Origin of the sequence: Pseudomonas sp. MF6767, assembly GCF_016405475.1 — a bacterium.
In the GTDB taxonomy this organism is placed as follows: domain Bacteria; phylum Pseudomonadota; class Gammaproteobacteria; order Pseudomonadales; family Pseudomonadaceae; genus Aquipseudomonas; species Aquipseudomonas paracarnis.
On the sequence record NZ_JAEKCY010000017.1, the window covers coordinates 52,808 to 67,783 of the forward strand.

13 protein-coding genes are annotated in these 14,976 nt (G+C 59.1%); 5 read left to right on the top strand and 8 right to left on the bottom strand.

Annotated features, from left to right (window positions below; genetic code table 11):
* Nucleotides 1–689: 689 nt before the first annotated feature.
* From JFT58_RS23035 to JFT58_RS23055, 5 genes are all read left to right on the top strand, one after another.
* Nucleotides 690–1,523 (top strand): phytanoyl-CoA dioxygenase family protein, encoded by an 834-nt coding sequence (locus JFT58_RS23035; RefSeq protein WP_054896447.1) that lies wholly within the window; start codon nucleotides 690–692, stop codon nucleotides 1,521–1,523.
* A 12-nt stretch (nucleotides 1,524–1,535) separates the two neighbouring features.
* Nucleotides 1,536–1,952 (top strand): RidA family protein, encoded by a 417-nt coding sequence (locus JFT58_RS23040; protein WP_054896446.1) that lies wholly within the window; start codon nucleotides 1,536–1,538, stop codon nucleotides 1,950–1,952.
* A gap of 90 nt (nucleotides 1,953–2,042) precedes the next feature.
* Nucleotides 2,043–2,705 carry a TetR/AcrR family transcriptional regulator gene (locus JFT58_RS23045; RefSeq protein WP_054896445.1) on the top strand — a complete coding sequence of 221 codons (663 nt, stop codon included), beginning with the start codon at nucleotides 2,043–2,045 and terminating at the stop codon, nucleotides 2,703–2,705.
* 187 nt (nucleotides 2,706–2,892) lie between these two features.
* Nucleotides 2,893–4,377: a flavin monoamine oxidase family protein gene (locus JFT58_RS23050; RefSeq protein ID WP_054896444.1), complete on the top strand. Its 1,485-nt coding sequence runs from the start codon at nucleotides 2,893–2,895 to the stop codon at nucleotides 4,375–4,377.
* Nucleotides 4,377–5,033, top strand: coding sequence for a c-type cytochrome (locus JFT58_RS23055; RefSeq protein WP_054896443.1), 657 nt, complete (start codon nucleotides 4,377–4,379; stop codon nucleotides 5,031–5,033). The genes JFT58_RS23050 and JFT58_RS23055 overlap by 1 nt, the downstream gene beginning before the upstream one ends.
* Before the next feature lie 88 nt (nucleotides 5,034–5,121).
* Here the strand turns inward: JFT58_RS23055 and JFT58_RS23060 are convergent, their stop codons facing one another.
* From JFT58_RS23060 to JFT58_RS23095, 8 genes are all read right to left on the bottom strand, one after another.
* The gene (locus JFT58_RS23060) at nucleotides 5,122–5,784 is read right to left on the bottom strand and encodes a hypothetical protein (RefSeq protein WP_054896442.1); all 663 of its coding nucleotides are present in this window, start codon (nucleotides 5,782–5,784) and stop codon (nucleotides 5,122–5,124) included.
* A 39-nt stretch (nucleotides 5,785–5,823) separates the two neighbouring features.
* A complete protein-coding gene (locus JFT58_RS23065) occupies nucleotides 5,824–6,480 on the bottom strand; it encodes a c-type cytochrome (protein ID WP_054896441.1) in 657 nt (218 codons plus the stop codon).
* A 9-nt stretch (nucleotides 6,481–6,489) separates the two neighbouring features.
* Nucleotides 6,490–7,962, bottom strand: coding sequence for a flavin monoamine oxidase family protein (locus JFT58_RS23070; protein WP_054896440.1), 1,473 nt, complete (start codon nucleotides 7,960–7,962; stop codon nucleotides 6,490–6,492).
* Between the two features lie 191 nt (nucleotides 7,963–8,153).
* A complete protein-coding gene (locus JFT58_RS23075) occupies nucleotides 8,154–9,521 on the bottom strand; it encodes an NAD(P)/FAD-dependent oxidoreductase (RefSeq protein WP_054896439.1) in 1,368 nt (455 codons plus the stop codon).
* Nucleotides 9,522–9,532: 11 nt separating this feature from the next.
* Nucleotides 9,533–10,771, bottom strand: coding sequence for a thiolase family protein (locus JFT58_RS23080; protein WP_054896438.1), 1,239 nt, complete (start codon nucleotides 10,769–10,771; stop codon nucleotides 9,533–9,535).
* A gap of 13 nt (nucleotides 10,772–10,784) precedes the next feature.
* On the bottom strand, nucleotides 10,785–12,344 hold the full coding sequence (locus JFT58_RS23085) for an AMP-binding protein (RefSeq protein WP_054896437.1): 1,560 nt from the start codon (nucleotides 12,342–12,344) through the stop codon (nucleotides 10,785–10,787).
* A 10-nt stretch (nucleotides 12,345–12,354) separates the two neighbouring features.
* On the bottom strand, nucleotides 12,355–13,488 hold the full coding sequence (locus JFT58_RS23090; RefSeq protein ID WP_054896436.1) for a saccharopine dehydrogenase family protein: 1,134 nt from the start codon (nucleotides 13,486–13,488) through the stop codon (nucleotides 12,355–12,357).
* A 54-nt stretch (nucleotides 13,489–13,542) separates the two neighbouring features.
* Nucleotides 13,543–14,826: an acyl-CoA dehydrogenase family protein gene (locus tag JFT58_RS23095; RefSeq protein WP_054896435.1), complete on the bottom strand. Its 1,284-nt coding sequence runs from the start codon at nucleotides 14,824–14,826 to the stop codon at nucleotides 13,543–13,545.
* Between the last annotated feature and the right edge of the window lie 150 nt (nucleotides 14,827–14,976).

Genomic DNA, 14,976 nt, shown 5'->3' on the forward strand with positions numbered 1-14,976 from the left:
GAGGGGAACAATTTTCCAATCAGAATTGGAGATGCCCAGCCAACCAAGACTGGTACATAAGAAGGAAAGCCATAAACTCGTACAGCTGTAGCGAAATCTACCTGGGTCTGGCCTGTGCTTTTCATCGCCGGAATAACGATAACGACGTTTTCATTGCCGGAAAAACGTTGTCGATTTTCCGATGATGGAGCGATATTATTGCTAACTATTTGTAATTTATAATAAATCTAATTGTCCGTTTTGTTTTCAACGTTCACAAATGAGCCATGTCCATAGTGCTCATGACGAGTCCTCTTCAGGTCAACGACTACCGCTGCTCGGGCAAGCTGGTGACGCGCGCCGTTGCCCATGCTTGTCCGCTCATGTACGTCCAACTCAAACTCAGGCGCCGCGTTTTCAATACTGCGGCGGCGCATCTACGAGCGATCCAGGCTTTCTATAGCTACGCAAAAAGCCGATACCTGGATAAGGGCTGTGCGCTCAGACAAGGTGATGCTTGGCACCGAGTGGGGACTGCGCAGCTGAAACCCTCATCTTTGATCGTGACGGCGCCATTGCTGGTATGCACAGATCTTCAAGATTCTGTCATCGTAATGGCTCTTCATAATTAACATAACTGCCGTTGTGTTTAATTTTGAGGGCTGCTAGCATCGAAATTGCCACGTGGCATTTTCGAGGAGAAAGCTCTCATGCAACTCTCTGTGCGAAAGGCGTTCCTGGAAGACGGGGCCGTCCTGATCAAAGGTTTTCTGAACAAAGATCAATTGGCTGAGTGCCGGGCAGCCTATGACTGGGCAGTCGAGAATCACGGCCCTCATGCAACCCGAATGTTCGACGGGACTGAGCAACAGTCCCATGTTGACAATGCCAACCCCGTCGCCAAAGCCCGTCTTGAAGAACTCGTAACCTCCCTGCCCTTTGGCCAGCTGTTTGCGCAGCTCTGGGGCTCGGAAAACGTGTGGTACTTCGCCGAAGAGGTGTTTCTCAAAGCAGGTGGGCGCGGATCTCGCACGCTTTGGCATCAGGACACGTCTTATCTACCATGGGCCGGAAGCCACTGGGCCAATGCCTGGATCAGTTTTGAATCAGTGCCGAAGAAAAACGCTTTGGAAATCGTTCGAGGTTCGCACAAAGGACCACGCTACGACGGCACTACGTTTCGCGATCCTAACGATCCGACTCAACCGCTGCATGGCGGCGACGCATTACCACGCCTGCCGGATATCGAGGCGCTGCGCCAAAACGATCCCGAATCATTCGACATCATTTCGTGGGCTACCGAGCCTGGCGATATCGTCTTGCTGCATCCGGGTTCACTGCATGGTGGCGCTCCAGTGGATGAAGCTTTCCCGGATCGTCACACCTTCGTTTTCCGTTTCTTTGGCGACGACGCCACCTTCCATCCTTTACCAGAAAACAGCGCGAGCGGTTACCCGCAGCAAGGCGTGCTGTTTACTGAAGAACTGTCGACCCTGAAAGCGGGAGACGGCTTCCGCCACCCAACGTTCCGCCAATTAATATAAAGGAGCATTGCCATGAACACTCAAGTCCTGCAGCGTCAGTCCTTCAACCCTGGTCACACCCAGGCAATCTACGACAACTTCCACTTTTCCCAGGCAACACGCGTCGGCAACATGATCTGGGTGTCCGGCCAAGTCGGTATCGACGAGGCCATGGTTCCCGCCGAAGGCATCCAGGCGCAATCCCATCTGGCGTTTCAGTCTTTGCGGACCATCCTCGAAGCTGCCGGCGCAAGCCTGGCTGATGTCGTCGAGTTGATGACGTTTCATACCGATCTGCAGGGCGAAGTGCACGCCTTTGGACAGGTAAAGGACGAATACTTCCCTGAACGTTATCCAGCCTGGACCGCTGTCGGCATTTCACAACTGGCAATGCCGGGCTTGCGCGTGGAGGTTCGGGCCGTCGCGGTGATTGGCAGCGGTCGAATCTGAACGATTGCATGATCGCGACGTGCCAAGCCAAAATGGCGTTCGCAGCCGCTGCCGGCTCAACGCCTTCAACCAACGGAATCACTTTCTCTCATGCATGATGCTCAAGCGCCTTCCACGGATAGTCAGCACTCCAAAGACAGTGATTCAGCGCCCGCCCCACGTCGCGGCCGCCCGGTAGGTAATCGTCTGGAAAAACGCGGTGAACTGTTGACTGCAGCCATCGAAGTCATTGCGCAGGAGGGTTATGCCGGGACGTCTCTGCGCAAAGTTGCCAGCCATGCCGGCTGCACCACGGGCGCCGTGACCTATTACTTTGCCAATAAAGAAGAAATGATCACGGCGGCGGCGCAGAGTCTGTTTGACGAGTTCGATCACTTGCTGGATGCCGATCAGGAAAAAGTCGATATCAGGGCAATGATCGAGCAGTGGTTGAACCTGACTCAAGCCAACGACTCGGCGCGTTGGCTGGCCCTGTTTCAGATGCTTGCACACGCCCGGCACGAACCGGTGTTTGCCGACGTAATCCAGAAACGTTACTCGCGCTTTCGCGAGGATCTCGCAAGCATTCTGGGCAAAGGACAAACCCAGGGCATCATTCGCAAGGACATTGCTGCCGATCTGCTCGCCGATCAGCTCAGCGCGCTGAGTGACGGCTGGATGATGATGTTGCCAATCGAGCCAGAGCGATTTGAAGCCAAACGCAGCAAGGCCTTGATGGATGCGGTCATCACGCTGATCAGCCCCGCTCGCTAAACCCTACCCTGCCCTCAGGCATCCAGAAGATTCGCTTCATTTGCGCAGCGAATCCTGCTTGATGGCGCCCGCCTATCTCTCACCCCCCTCGGTTAATCGCCATTGCGCCGATTTCACTTTGCTGAATTCCTGTTCCGTCATATATTTGCATAACATCTGTGATTATAACTAAAAGACGGAGGTGACGATGGATGCGGATCTCGATGAACTGTCGACGCAATCACGACAGCGACGATTGTTATTGCAAGCGGTTGGAGGCGCGGCCCTCGCCGGAGGGCTCGGTGTCACCGGGCGTGCGATGGCGCAAACCCAACCTTTAGACACCTCGATACTGGATGTGGTGATCATTGGCGCAGGCCTGTCCGGGCTTACGTCTGCCAGAGACCTCCAGGCCGCTGGCTGCGAGTCGTTTGTCGTGCTTGAAGCCCGCGATCGCGTCGGTGGTCGCACACTTAACCATGACCTAGGCAATGGCGTAATCTGCGAGGCCGGTGGGCAATGGATCGGCCCCGGTCAAACGTCAATCGCCGATCTGGCCAGACAGCTTGATGTCGCAACCTTCCCTACGTACTACAAGGGCAAGGCGGTCTATCTGATAGACGAGGTAACAGTCCAAGAGGACGTCAGCGATGGTCCGAATTCCAATACTGACATCGTCGCAAAACTGAACAAACTCGCCGAAGGCGTCCCCAGCAAAGCGCCGTGGAAAGCCAAGGATGCGGGTGAGCTGGACAAACTCTCGATTGGCCAATGGCTGGCCGGGCAAGGCATCAGCAATGTCGACAAGATCGGCTTCAACATGTCCGTGAGCCTCACCTTCGGTACCACGCCGGCCGGCATGGGGCTCCTGCATTACCTGGCGATGATCAACTCCTCTGACTGCCGTCTCGAAAAGCTCGAAGGTGTCCAAGGGGGTGCACAGGAATCACGTTTGGTAGGCGGCTCGCAAATCCTCAGCTTGAAGATGGCGCAAGCTCTCGGAGAAAAAGTCCGATTGGCGTGCCCAGTGCGCAAGATTGTCGGTTGGGATCGTGATGTCGTCGAGTTGCATACCGATCAGGGCATCATGCGCACGCGGCAGGTGATTGCCGCGCTGAGCCCGGCGCTGTGCAATCAGATCGTCTTCGATCCACCCCTGCCCTCCGGGCGTGCCGAGCTGCATCGGCATTGGCCGGCCCATGCACCGATGCGCAAGACCGTGCACGTCTATGAGCGCCCGTTCTGGCGCGACCAAGGCCTCAACGGCCAGATCGTGCAAGTGGAAGGTCCGCTGATCTGGGCCTTTGACAATTCGCCGGAGGACGGCAGCCTGGGTGTGCTCAGCGGCTTCGTCAGAACTGGCCAATTACCCCATGACCCCAAAACCGCGCAGGACACCTTGTCGGCGATCTACGCCAGCGCCATGGGCGAACAAGCCCTGCACCCGATTCAGTTTCATGATCTGGACTGGGGCAAGATCGACCCGTGGAGTTTGAGTTGTATTTCCCCCATGCCCCCCGGTTTCTGGACGCAATGGGGCGAGTATCTGACGCCGGCGGTCGGCCGCATGATCTGGTCGGGTACCGAGACTGCGCAGATCTGGGCCGGGGCAATGGACGGTGCAGTCCGCGCCGGACATCGCGCCGCAATGGAAGCGCTCCAGGCGTTACTTCAACCTCGGAGGAACGCCTGATGAAGCGGATTATGATGGTTGGAGCCATCGTCGTGAGCGCAGCGTTGGCCGGATCAATTGCGATGTATGGACCGGAACTGTGGGCGGGCTATCGTTTCATGCAGGCCGTGGATCAGCACGACGCTGCATACCAGGCCAATGGCGGTGCGTGGCCACAGTTACAGGACACCTGCGCGCTTTGCCATGGCGCTAACGGTCAACCGCGCGACGCTCAATACGCAGCGCTTGCAGGGCAGACCGCAGCGTACATCGAAAACCAGTTGCACGCGTTTGCCGAAGGACGTCGCCACAGCGCACAGATGGAGCCACTGGCGGCCAATCTGACGGACGAGCAGATCAAACGTCTGGCCGCCTATTTTTCCGAACAGAAACCTGGTGTGACTGAAGTCCCGACGAAGGATGATGCGCTGGACCAGCGCGGTCAGCGTGTGGTCGCCGCCAACGGGTGTGCAGCCTGCCACGGCGAAAAACTCTCTGGCGGCCCCCTGGCTCCGCGTATCGCCGGACAAGGGCAGCTTTATCTGAGCGATCAATTGAGCGCTTTCAAGTGTGGCCAACGCACCGATCCGACGCAGGCCATGAATGCCATGGCGGGCACCCTGTCCGATGAAGACATCAAGGCCGTGGCGCATTATCTGGCCAAGCTGAACCCTTGATCCTGCACGGGCAAGGATGCCCCCCGTCCTCCTCTGCATCACGCAAAAAAGCCCCCAGAACGGCGGCTTCGAACACTTCAACTACCCCTCAGCGCGTTTGCAGAGCTGCCATTGCGCCCTTCGCGCGCTCCAGCGCGCAATACGCGTAATACAGGTGCACCAGCAGATAAGCCCAGGTCGTCAGTGCAAGCACGTAGAAGTTCAGCAGTACATTGCTATCGTCGCCGGGGATCTTGTAGAAGTCGTAGATGCACGCAATGGTCAGTGAGGCGAGCATGCCAAACATCACTCCGATCGCGTGCAGTGACTCTCCAACGGTTGCCAGGCGTACTGCGAAATACACCAGGTAGACCGAAAATATCACCCACATCAGCACGTAGAAATACGGTAGGAGCGGGACCAGAACCTTGGCCGCGATCAACGCGAGTGTGCCCAGCAGAGCGCCGGCAAACATCATGAGTTCCTTGCCCACAGACGGCTTGTAGGCATGCGTCACCGCCATCAGCCCGAGCGCGGTAATCAGCGGAATCCCAAAGGCTCTGGAGAACGCGTCGCAAAAGTATGAAATCAGGTACGCATGCTCCGATCCCGTCAGGAAAAAAACCAGGAAGTTTGTTGCGGAAAAGGCAACCACAAACCACTCCAGAGCCAGTAGCAGGTTTCTTTTCTTCAGAAACCTGATGCCGAAGGTCAGCCCATTGGCAAGCAGCAAGAAACAGGCAAGGCACAGCACAATATTTCTCGGTTCCATAACGATAGCCTCGGTACAGCTGACAGATAATTTGATGGATTAGCGGGGTTGAGGAACGAGTGCGGCCAGATAAGCCGCAATCGCTTGGCGCTCCTGCGCTGACAGCGCTGCGGCCATGGCTTGCATGGCACCACTGGGCTCAATGCGCTCGCCGCTGGCAAAAGCGTTGAGCTGGGCCAAAAGGTAGTCCTGCCCTTGTGCAGCCAGGCGTGGGAAGGCGTCTTGGCCCATCAGTTGGGCACCATGGCAGGCGGTGCAGCCTCGGGTTTGCACCAGTTGTTTGCCCTGATCCCTCAGCCCCTCGTCAGGACTGACAGCCGCATGGGCAACGACCGATTGCCGGGCATAAAAATTCGCCAGTAGATCAATATCATCCGGGCTGAGGGTCATCGCCAACGGCCCCATGTTGGGCGCAAGCCGTTGTCCGCTCGCAAAATTGCGCAACTGGGCAGACAGATACGCGGCGGGTTGCCCGGCCAGGCTCGGATACCTCGAGTTCATCGAGTTACCGTGGCTGCCATGGCAACCGGTGCAGGCATCGGTCAGATGGGGCCAGTTTCCGCGTTCGGCCTGGTAGGCCTCAGTGGAGGTGGTGATGTAACTCTGCAGCCGATACAGATCGAGCAGATCGCGGCCAAAAATCGCCAATAGCACCGCAACGACCACGATGACGCCAAGCGCTATGATTTTTTTCATTGCCGCCTCCTACACCCTACGTAATGCGTTGAGCACCTGTAAGGCGCTGTGGCGTCCGGCGCGCACGGCACCGTCCATGTAACCTGCCCAGATGTCAGCGGTTTCGGTGCCCGACCAGAACAGATTGCCGCAGGGCGGACGCAGTGCCTCGCCATGTGTCGACCAGAAACCGGGGGGAATCGGCGACACGCACGTAATGGTCCACGGGTCGGCATGCGCCCAGTCATGATCGTGATAGGAAACCGGCTCGAGCGCTGCGTCCCCCAGGGCACGTGCATAGATTTCGGTCTGCATACGCTTCGCGGCCTCTAGGTCGGTGGGGGCTGCGGCATTCAAAATGAACGCATTGATCACACCGATTTCGCCGTTTGGCGGCGAGTTGTCGTATGCCCAGATGACCGGCCCACCGACCTGAATGATATGGCCGTTCAAGCCTTTGTCGCGCCAGAAAGGCCGCGGGTAGACCATTGTGGTCTTGCGTGCCGGCGAGTGCGCCGGCCAGGCTCGCTGCAGGGCGGCGCGGGTTTCGGGCAGCGGTGGATCGTACTGCAGGCGTTGGCACAGTGCTGGATGAATCGCCATGATCACGCGCCGGGCGCGGATCTCGCCCTGATCCGTTTGCAGTCTGACGATGTCGCCGTTCCAGTCAGCAATTTTGCGCACCGGGCACGACAAGCGAACCTTGTCACCCAGCAATTGCGCCATTTTGCTGCTGAGAACCTGTGAACCGCCGACGACCCGCGTCCCTTGCGCGCTGTCCTTGATCGAGTCGAGCCGCATGTATTCGCTGCCGGCCGAATTGATCATCGACAGAAAATGCAGAAAGCCCATCTTCGCTGGTGTGACGCCGCAGGTCAGGAGAAAGCTGGCATTCCACCCTGCGCGGTCTTCCGGTTTGATGTTTTGCTGAGCCAGCCAGTCGCCTGCCGAGAGCTTGTCCAGTTCGGCCAGTCGGGGGGATTTCCATGGCGCGCCGCACGGCACATCACGCGACAGCTCGCTGAGTTTTGCCGAGACGCTTTCGTCGGTACCGAAGGTGCCTTTCAAATCGACGGCGACACGTCCATCGCCACCGAGGATCACGGTTTCCCCCTCATAGAAACTGGGAAAGGTGCCGACCTCAAGCTCACGGGCCAGGTCCGCTACGGCGGTTTGTCCGGGGCCGATCCACTGGCCTCCGGCCTCGGAGATATAGCCAGAACCCAAGTCATGATTGAGCGTGCGGCCACCGACACGATCACGCGCTTCAAGCACCAGCAGCGACTCGCAACCCGCCAGATGCAGATCACGAGCGGCGGTCAAACCAGCCAGGCCGGCACCGATGATCACCACATCAAACACATCGTCCGGGTTGTCTTTGAGCAGCGCATCGGCGGCAGTGGCCAGGCCAATGTTCAAACCGATCGATCCCACGGCGGCAGTGGCACCGGCCAGTTTGAGTAGTTGCCTGCGCTTCAAATCAGGAGGGGCGTCAGTGCTCATGTTCGTTGCCTCACATCACGTTATTGTTGAATTGAACGCCCGTGGCCGAGCGTGGGTGCGGCAGTAAAAAAGGGGTGACGAAAACGCAAACATTCGTTTGTCTTTCTGCAGGCGAACGCCTACCGGCCCCAGGACTTCAAGGTCAGCGTCATCATGCAAACTCAGCGTGTTGGTTCTATAAGCCTCAGCCGTCAGGCATGAGGGCGCGCAACTTTGCGGTTGGTGTATTCGTCCAGCAGATGTGCCCCTCCCAGCGCCACATTCACGGCGCACCACTGCAGCGGTTCGGGCAGGGTTTTCGGGGTTTTATGCCGCAACGCGGCGAGCAGCGGATGCTCGATACCGCCGATTCTTTCCGCCAGCAGGTGACCGATCAGCGACTGCGATGCGACGCCGTGTCCGGAGCAACCCGCGGTATAGAGAATGTTGTGGTGCGACCCGGTTTCGCCCACCACCGGCAACGCGTCGTAGGCCATGCTGACGTAACCACTCCAGCACGCTTGAATGCCGACACCGCGTAACGTCGGGAAACGCACGCCAAGGTTGTCTTGCAACGCGCGGTAGGTCACCTCATCGGGAATGTTCGGGGTTTTCGAGCCGTAGGCATAACCCAGCCGTTTAGTGGTCATCAGCAGCGTATTGCGTGCGGTCAGGCGATGGCTTTCCATCACCAGGTGCGGCGTGGTCAACCCTTCCCGCCCTGCCCAGCCCAGCGATGCCAACTGCTGTGGTGTCAATGGCTCGGTTTCGACCGCCGACACTCGAAATGGAACGACTTTGTCGCGCAGAAGACCGAGTTGCGGCGTATAGGCATTGGTGGCCAGCACCACTATCGGCGCGCTCGCCTGCCCGCGTGGCGTCCGGCAGGTGATCGTCGACCCGTCGGAGTACGACTCAAGCTTGGTGTTTTCATACAGCCTCACTCCCGCCTGAAGTGCAGCGCGGCGCAGGCCCATCACATATTTGCCAGGGTCCAGCGTACCGCCGTGGCGTTGCAGGCAGCCAAACAGAAAGGCCGGTGGAATGCCCCGCGCGCGCATTTGTGCCTGATCCAGAAACTCGGTTTGCGAACCCAATTCGTGGCCCACGGCCATGCTTTTGCGCAGCCTTTTCTCCTGCGACGGATGGATGCCCGCCCTGATGATGCCCGATGCGTTGTAGTCGCAGTCGATCTCCAATTCGCGTAAGCGACCTTCGACGTAGGCGACAGCTTCGTCATAGAATTTGACGATTTTTTGCGCTTTTTCCTTGCCAACACGTTTCAAGAATAACTCGAACTCAATGCCGACGCTGCCGCCCAGATAGCCGGCATTCCGCCCGCTGGCGCCGAAACCGGCAAACGCCTGCTCCAGCACCACAACCTTGGCCCCCAACGCCGTCAGTTCCAGGGCGGTGGACAGCCCGGCGAAACCGCCACCGATCACGATGACGTCCGCGCTGACATCGCCCTCAAGCTCGGGTTGCAGATCAGCCGGAGTTTCGACCCAGCCACCCAGCCGACGGAAATGCCCGCCGGCGAAGTGGCTTTCCAGCTCTCGTGATTGGTAGGTCATGGACATGTGATGTGCTCCTATCGACTCAGGATGTGAATAGCGACGGCTGCTTCCTCTACACCTTGCAGACCGCCACCGTTTTCCTGGATGGCATGCCGCGCACCGGGTACCTGGCGTGCACCGGCCTCCCCGCGCAACTGGGTGGTCAGCTCGTACAACTGACCGATCCCTGTCGCACCCAGCGGATGGCCCTTGGATTCCAGGCCGCCAGAGGGATTGATCGGCAGGCGACCACCCAGGGTGAAATCGCCGCGTTCGGCACACACCCCACCCTCCCCCAGCGGCGCAAGCCCGAGGTTTTCCGCCTGGATGATTTCGCCCATGGCCGAGGCGTCGTGCACTTCGGCCACGTGCATGTCCTGCGGGCCAAGGCCGGCGATTTCGTAGGCTTCACGCGCTGCCAACAGGCTGACGTGCTTGTGCGGCTCGTCGAGCCCACGCAGGGTGAAGCTGCGGATCACGCTGGCGGCGATCCGCACACAACGTTTCGGGTCGGCACCAATGCGTTTCAATCCCGCCTCGGTACAGAGAATCGCGGCGGCCGCGCCGTCGGATAACGGCGCACACATCGGCAGCGTGATCGGATAAGTGATCGGCGGCGCGGCGAGCACTTCTTCAATGGTGAAGGTCTTGCGAAATTGCGAATACGGGTTGTGCACCGAGTGTTGATGATTCTTGGCGCACACCGCTGCAATCTGTCGCTGAGTGGTGCCGTAGGTCTTCATGTGCCAGCGACACATGGCGGCATAGATGGCCATGAACTTGCTGTATGGACGATCGGATTCCGAGCCCGGCGGCACCACGATGCCCTCGCCCATTTTCACCAGCGTCGCGTAGTTTTCCTCGGCGGTGGAAACGTCCCAGCCGGTTTCGAACAGGGCCAGCGCCCGCGCCTTGTCCGGCACGTTCATTTTCTCCGCGCCCAACGCCAGGGCTACGTCGGTAGCCCCCGAGCGCAAGCTCTGCACTGCCAGATGAACCGCGGTACTGCCCGAGGCGCAGGCGTTTTCGACGTTGTACACCGGCACCCCTTCGAGGCCGATCTTGCTGCACAGCACCTGCCCGGGAATCGACAGTTGCCCTTGCAGATGACCGTTGGTGATCCCGGCGTAGAACACCGCACCGATATCCGCGCGCAGGGCACCGGAATCGGCGAGTGCGCCTTGCAAGGCCTCCAGCGCCAGATCCTGAAGGCTTCGGTCCAAGTGGCGACCGAACTCGGTCATGGCAATGCCGGCGATGTAAATAGGTTCCATCAGATCATTTCCCTCAGATACGCCGCTCAACGTTTTGCCAGTAATGGGCACGCAGATCTTTTTTCAGTACTTTGCCGACCGGGCTGCGTGGCAATGCATCAATGAAATCCACGGTTTTCGGCGACTTGACCGAACCGAGCCGGGTCTTGCACAGCTCGATCAACTCCTCAGCAGTGACGGTATGCCCGGCGCTCAACTCGACCACGGCCTTCACGCCCTCGCCCCATTGCTCATCTGGCACACCGATGACGGCGCAGTCCTGCACCGCCGGATGACTCCACAGCACTTGCTCGACTTCACTGGGATAAACGTTAAATCCGCCGGAGATGATCATGTCTTTCTTGCGGTCGGTAATGTGCAGGTAGCCGTGCACATCGAAATGGCCGATGTCGCCGGTGTGCAGCCAGCCATCGACGATGGTTTCTGCGGTTTTCTGCGGATCCTTGTAGTAGCCCTTCATCACCAGATCGCCGCGCACACAGATTTCTCCGGTTTGGCCCTGGCCGAGAATGTCTCCGGCGTCGCTGAGAATTTCCACCCGAACCAGCGGATTAGGACGGCCTACCGATGACAAACGCTCGTCCGTTGCAAGACGTCCACCGTGCAAATGTTCGGCGGGCGGCAGGTTGGAAATCGAGGCCGGCGCTTCCGTCTGACCGTAACCGCCGGCCATTACCGGGCCAAAGGTCTCGATGGCTTGCTTGAGCTTGTCCACCGACATCGGTGCCGCGCCGTACAGGAAATACTTCAACGAGCTGAAATCGACCTTCTGCGCCAGATCCGGAACATCCAGCAGTCGATAGATAACCGTCGGCGGTAGAAAGGTCTCGGTGACCTTGTATTTCGGAATCATTGCCAGCATCAGTGCAGGATCCGGCTTAGTAATGATCACCACGGTGCCTCCGCGCGAGGTGCACGGCAGGGACAGCGTGCCGGCGGTATGCGTCATCGGCGCCGCCGCCAGGTTGACCGGCGGATGCTCATCGGCATATGGGAAATTGATCATAAAGTGCGCGCAGAACGTTTGGATGCTGCGATGAGTGTTCATCACCCCTTTCGGCAGCCCCGTGGTGCCGCCGGTTGGCGAGAGCGCCACGACATCATCGAGTTGATACTCGACCTTCGGTGCCGTGGCCGGCTGATCCGCGATCCAGGACTTGAGCGACGGCGCCCCGGGCAAGTGCTCGTCGATGCAGATCCACAACCGGATTTTCGGCAGGCTCGAACGCAACGCGTCGACGATCGGCGCGAACTCTCGTTGAAAAAACAGCACCTCGCAGTCGAAGGCATCGAGCACGTGACGGTTCTCTTCGGCGCTGTTGCGTGCGCCGATGGGAATCCAGCACAGGTTGGCGCGCCAGAGCCCCAGGGTGCAGGTCCAGGCCACCGCATCGTTGGCCGACCAGACTGCGCCCTTGGTGCCGCCGGGCAGGTCGGCGGCTAACAGCGCGTTGGCGATCCGGCTAGACAGGTTGCGGACTTCGGTGAAGGTGAACACCCGATCGTCCTGGATGTACGCCGCGCCGTGCGGATTGATCCGCCAGCCACGGTCGAAGAAATCAATAATCGCCATGTTATTCACTTCACAGTTGAGTAACGGTTGCGCGGGCCAGGCCACGCTGCTCGAGGAAGCCCAGCAGATAGCGATGACCGAAGGCTTTCGAGGCCGAGGCGAAACCGGTTCTGGCGGTGTCGTTATTCAACAGTTTGACCACGGCTGCGGCGTGCAAGGCCCCGGTGGCGATGTAAGGCGTGATGCCATGCACGGTGGCACGCACGGCCGTCAGTTGACCACGACCGATTGCGAAGTCAACGGTGCGTTGCAGAGTGCTGCGTTCACGCGGTGGCATGCTCGGGGTGGTCGATTGCACGAGGCTCTGGATCACCGCGTCCTGCTGTTCTTTGGGCAGGTGCTTGTATTCGGCTTCCCACTTCTCACCCAGGCCGTGGACCATTTTCATCACCGGGTTGTCGTAGAAGCCGACACAGGACATGCAACTGCGTACCCGGCCATCCTCTTCGTAAAATACCGGTAGTGAAGTGCCGCCCCAAGGCAGGCAGAACACAGCTTCCAGCAGATCAGGACAAACCACGTTGAAGCTTGTGTTCGGCGCATAAGGCACCAGTTCCTTCTCCCACAGGTAGGCGCCGGGGTAACGGACGCCCTCGAAAATGGTCGCCGTTGAACCGACAGTCACCCCAGCGGCACCGGTGCGTGGGCCGCGGGTCAGTGTCGCGGTTTCCAGCGAATCGACGCCCGGTGTTTCCAGGGCCAATTCGGCGGCGATCTCGGCGTAGGTGTACATGTACGCCAGCGATGGCGACAGCAGCAGCCCGGCCTGGCGATACAGCTCGCCGAACTGATCACGCAAGGCTCGAATGTGCGCCTGCTCTCCGGCTGGATCCAGATAATGGCAGCCAGCTTTCAAGGCCGCTTCTACGGCAGTCAGGCCAAAATTGATGAACGGGCCGACCGTGTTGCACACCACGCGCGCACCTTTGAAAACCGAGACCAGCGCGTCGACCTCGTGGGCGCATTCAATGATTTCGTAAGTGGCCGACTCCAGGCCGACGACGCGTTGTGCCATCATTTCCTGAGCACGGGCGGCGTTGCGAGCGACGGCGGTGAACGGGATGTGCTGGTCGATCAACCAGTCCATGATCAGCATGCCGGTGTAACCACTGGCGCCATAGACAACGACAGGATATTTGGCCATCGGGATTTACCTCATTTGTTATTGTTGGATGAGTGATGTCGGGTGCATTCAGAATCAGTTGTTAGCCCAGCCTTCGGCGTACAGCTGCTGGGCGAGCAGCCCCAGGCGCATGGTCAGGACCCGGTTTTCGCCGTCCTCGATCAATGACGACTGGGTGTCACGCAAGAGTTTTTCGATCGGGTATTCACGGGTGGTGCCATTGCCACCGAACAGGCGGAAAGCTTCCTGCACAACGGCCATCGCCTCTTCGGTCACCGTGACTTTGGCGGAGGCGGTGGCGTACGGATGGGTTTGCGGCGACAGGCGCGCGAAGCTCAGCGAACGTCGGGCGACCGCACGGGCCGTTTCGACCCGACGCAACATGTCACCCAGGCGCAGACGGGTCATCTGGTGGTCGATCAATGGGTGCCCGCCCTGGCGGCGCTCATGGCAGTACTGCAGGGCCATTTCGAAGGCGGCTCGTGCGACACCGGTAAACACCTGGCCCATGTGGGTGCCAGCGAACGACCAGGAAGAACTGACGGCGCCGTAGTAGTTGTCGCGCTCGGCGATAGCAAAGCGCCGAGGCACTCGTACGCTGTCGAAGTAGATTTCGCCTTGAGGCAAGGATCGCTGTCCGATTTTGTCCAGCGGCTTGCCTTTGGACACGCCCTTCAGATCAAGCGGAATAATCAGCGCAATCCCGTGCGGCCGGCCGTTCTCATCGTAAAAACCGTCACCGTAATCGGCGCAGATCAAGCCCAGTGCCACTTGGGCAATGACGCCGTTGGAGACCCACGCCGAGCTCTGGCCGTTGAGGATGACTTCATCGCCAACCACTTTGGCGGTCAGGTTGCCGATATTGCCGAGCTTGCCCGCTGGCCAGTCTCGCGCCATGTCGAAGATCTGGTTGTCGCTGCCACGGTCGGGTTGGGTGGCCATCCAGCAGCCGATCCGGCCCTGGCAGAGTTCGACCAGTTCGGCATTGCCGGCGGCAACGGCCATTTGCAGAGGGAAACCGGCGCAGCCCAAAGAGATCGCCAGCCCGGCGTCGCCCCAGCCGAGTTCTTCACCGATCAGCGATTCGATTCGCACCGCCATGTCCGGCGGCAACTGTGCCAACAGCGCCGGGTCGAGGCCGAGCTTGGCGAACTCGGCAAACAGCGAGTAGTAAGGCGAGCCAGGGGCAACCACCTCTTCGGCGGTCATGCGGTCCAGCTCGCGACCCAATGGTCGCAACACTTCTTTGGCGAAGCGGTGCACGGAGGCCTGAATCGCAGCCTCCTCTTCCGTCAGCGGGGTTTCGAAACCGGTGAGTCCAGCGGCTGGCAGGGTGAGTGTCGACTTGAGCGAGATCATCAAAGTACCTCCATCGAGAGTGGCAGCCGCTGCGCTTGCAGCGTGCTGCGTCTTGTTATTTGCCATCGACTCTAACAAGCAAAATTAATTAACGCAACATTCGTTATGTTTATTATTTTGCACCTATAGAAACTCATTCAGGCATGGAAA

Coding starts and splice junctions, on each gene's coding strand:
- JFT58_RS23035 (WP_054896447.1), top strand. CDS start 690: ATGCAACTCTCTGTGCGAAAGGCGTTCCTGGAAGACGGGGCCGTCCTG.
- JFT58_RS23040 (WP_054896446.1), top strand. CDS start 1,536: ATGAACACTCAAGTCCTGCAGCGTCAGTCCTTCAACCCTGGTCACACC.
- JFT58_RS23045 (WP_054896445.1), top strand. CDS start 2,043: ATGCATGATGCTCAAGCGCCTTCCACGGATAGTCAGCACTCCAAAGAC.
- JFT58_RS23050 (WP_054896444.1), top strand. CDS start 2,893: ATGGATGCGGATCTCGATGAACTGTCGACGCAATCACGACAGCGACGA.
- JFT58_RS23055 (WP_054896443.1), top strand. CDS start 4,377: ATGAAGCGGATTATGATGGTTGGAGCCATCGTCGTGAGCGCAGCGTTG.
- JFT58_RS23060 (WP_054896442.1), bottom strand. CDS start 5,784: ATGGAACCGAGAAATATTGTGCTGTGCCTTGCCTGTTTCTTGCTGCTT.
- JFT58_RS23065 (WP_054896441.1), bottom strand. CDS start 6,480: ATGAAAAAAATCATAGCGCTTGGCGTCATCGTGGTCGTTGCGGTGCTA.
- JFT58_RS23070 (WP_054896440.1), bottom strand. CDS start 7,962: ATGAGCACTGACGCCCCTCCTGATTTGAAGCGCAGGCAACTACTCAAA.
- JFT58_RS23075 (WP_054896439.1), bottom strand. CDS start 9,521: ATGTCCATGACCTACCAATCACGAGAGCTGGAAAGCCACTTCGCCGGC.
- JFT58_RS23080 (WP_054896438.1), bottom strand. CDS start 10,771: ATGGAACCTATTTACATCGCCGGCATTGCCATGACCGAGTTCGGTCGC.
- JFT58_RS23085 (WP_054896437.1), bottom strand. CDS start 12,344: ATGGCGATTATTGATTTCTTCGACCGTGGCTGGCGGATCAATCCGCAC.
- JFT58_RS23090 (WP_054896436.1), bottom strand. CDS start 13,488: ATGGCCAAATATCCTGTCGTTGTCTATGGCGCCAGTGGTTACACCGGC.
- JFT58_RS23095 (WP_054896435.1), bottom strand. CDS start 14,826: ATGATCTCGCTCAAGTCGACACTCACCCTGCCAGCCGCTGGACTCACC.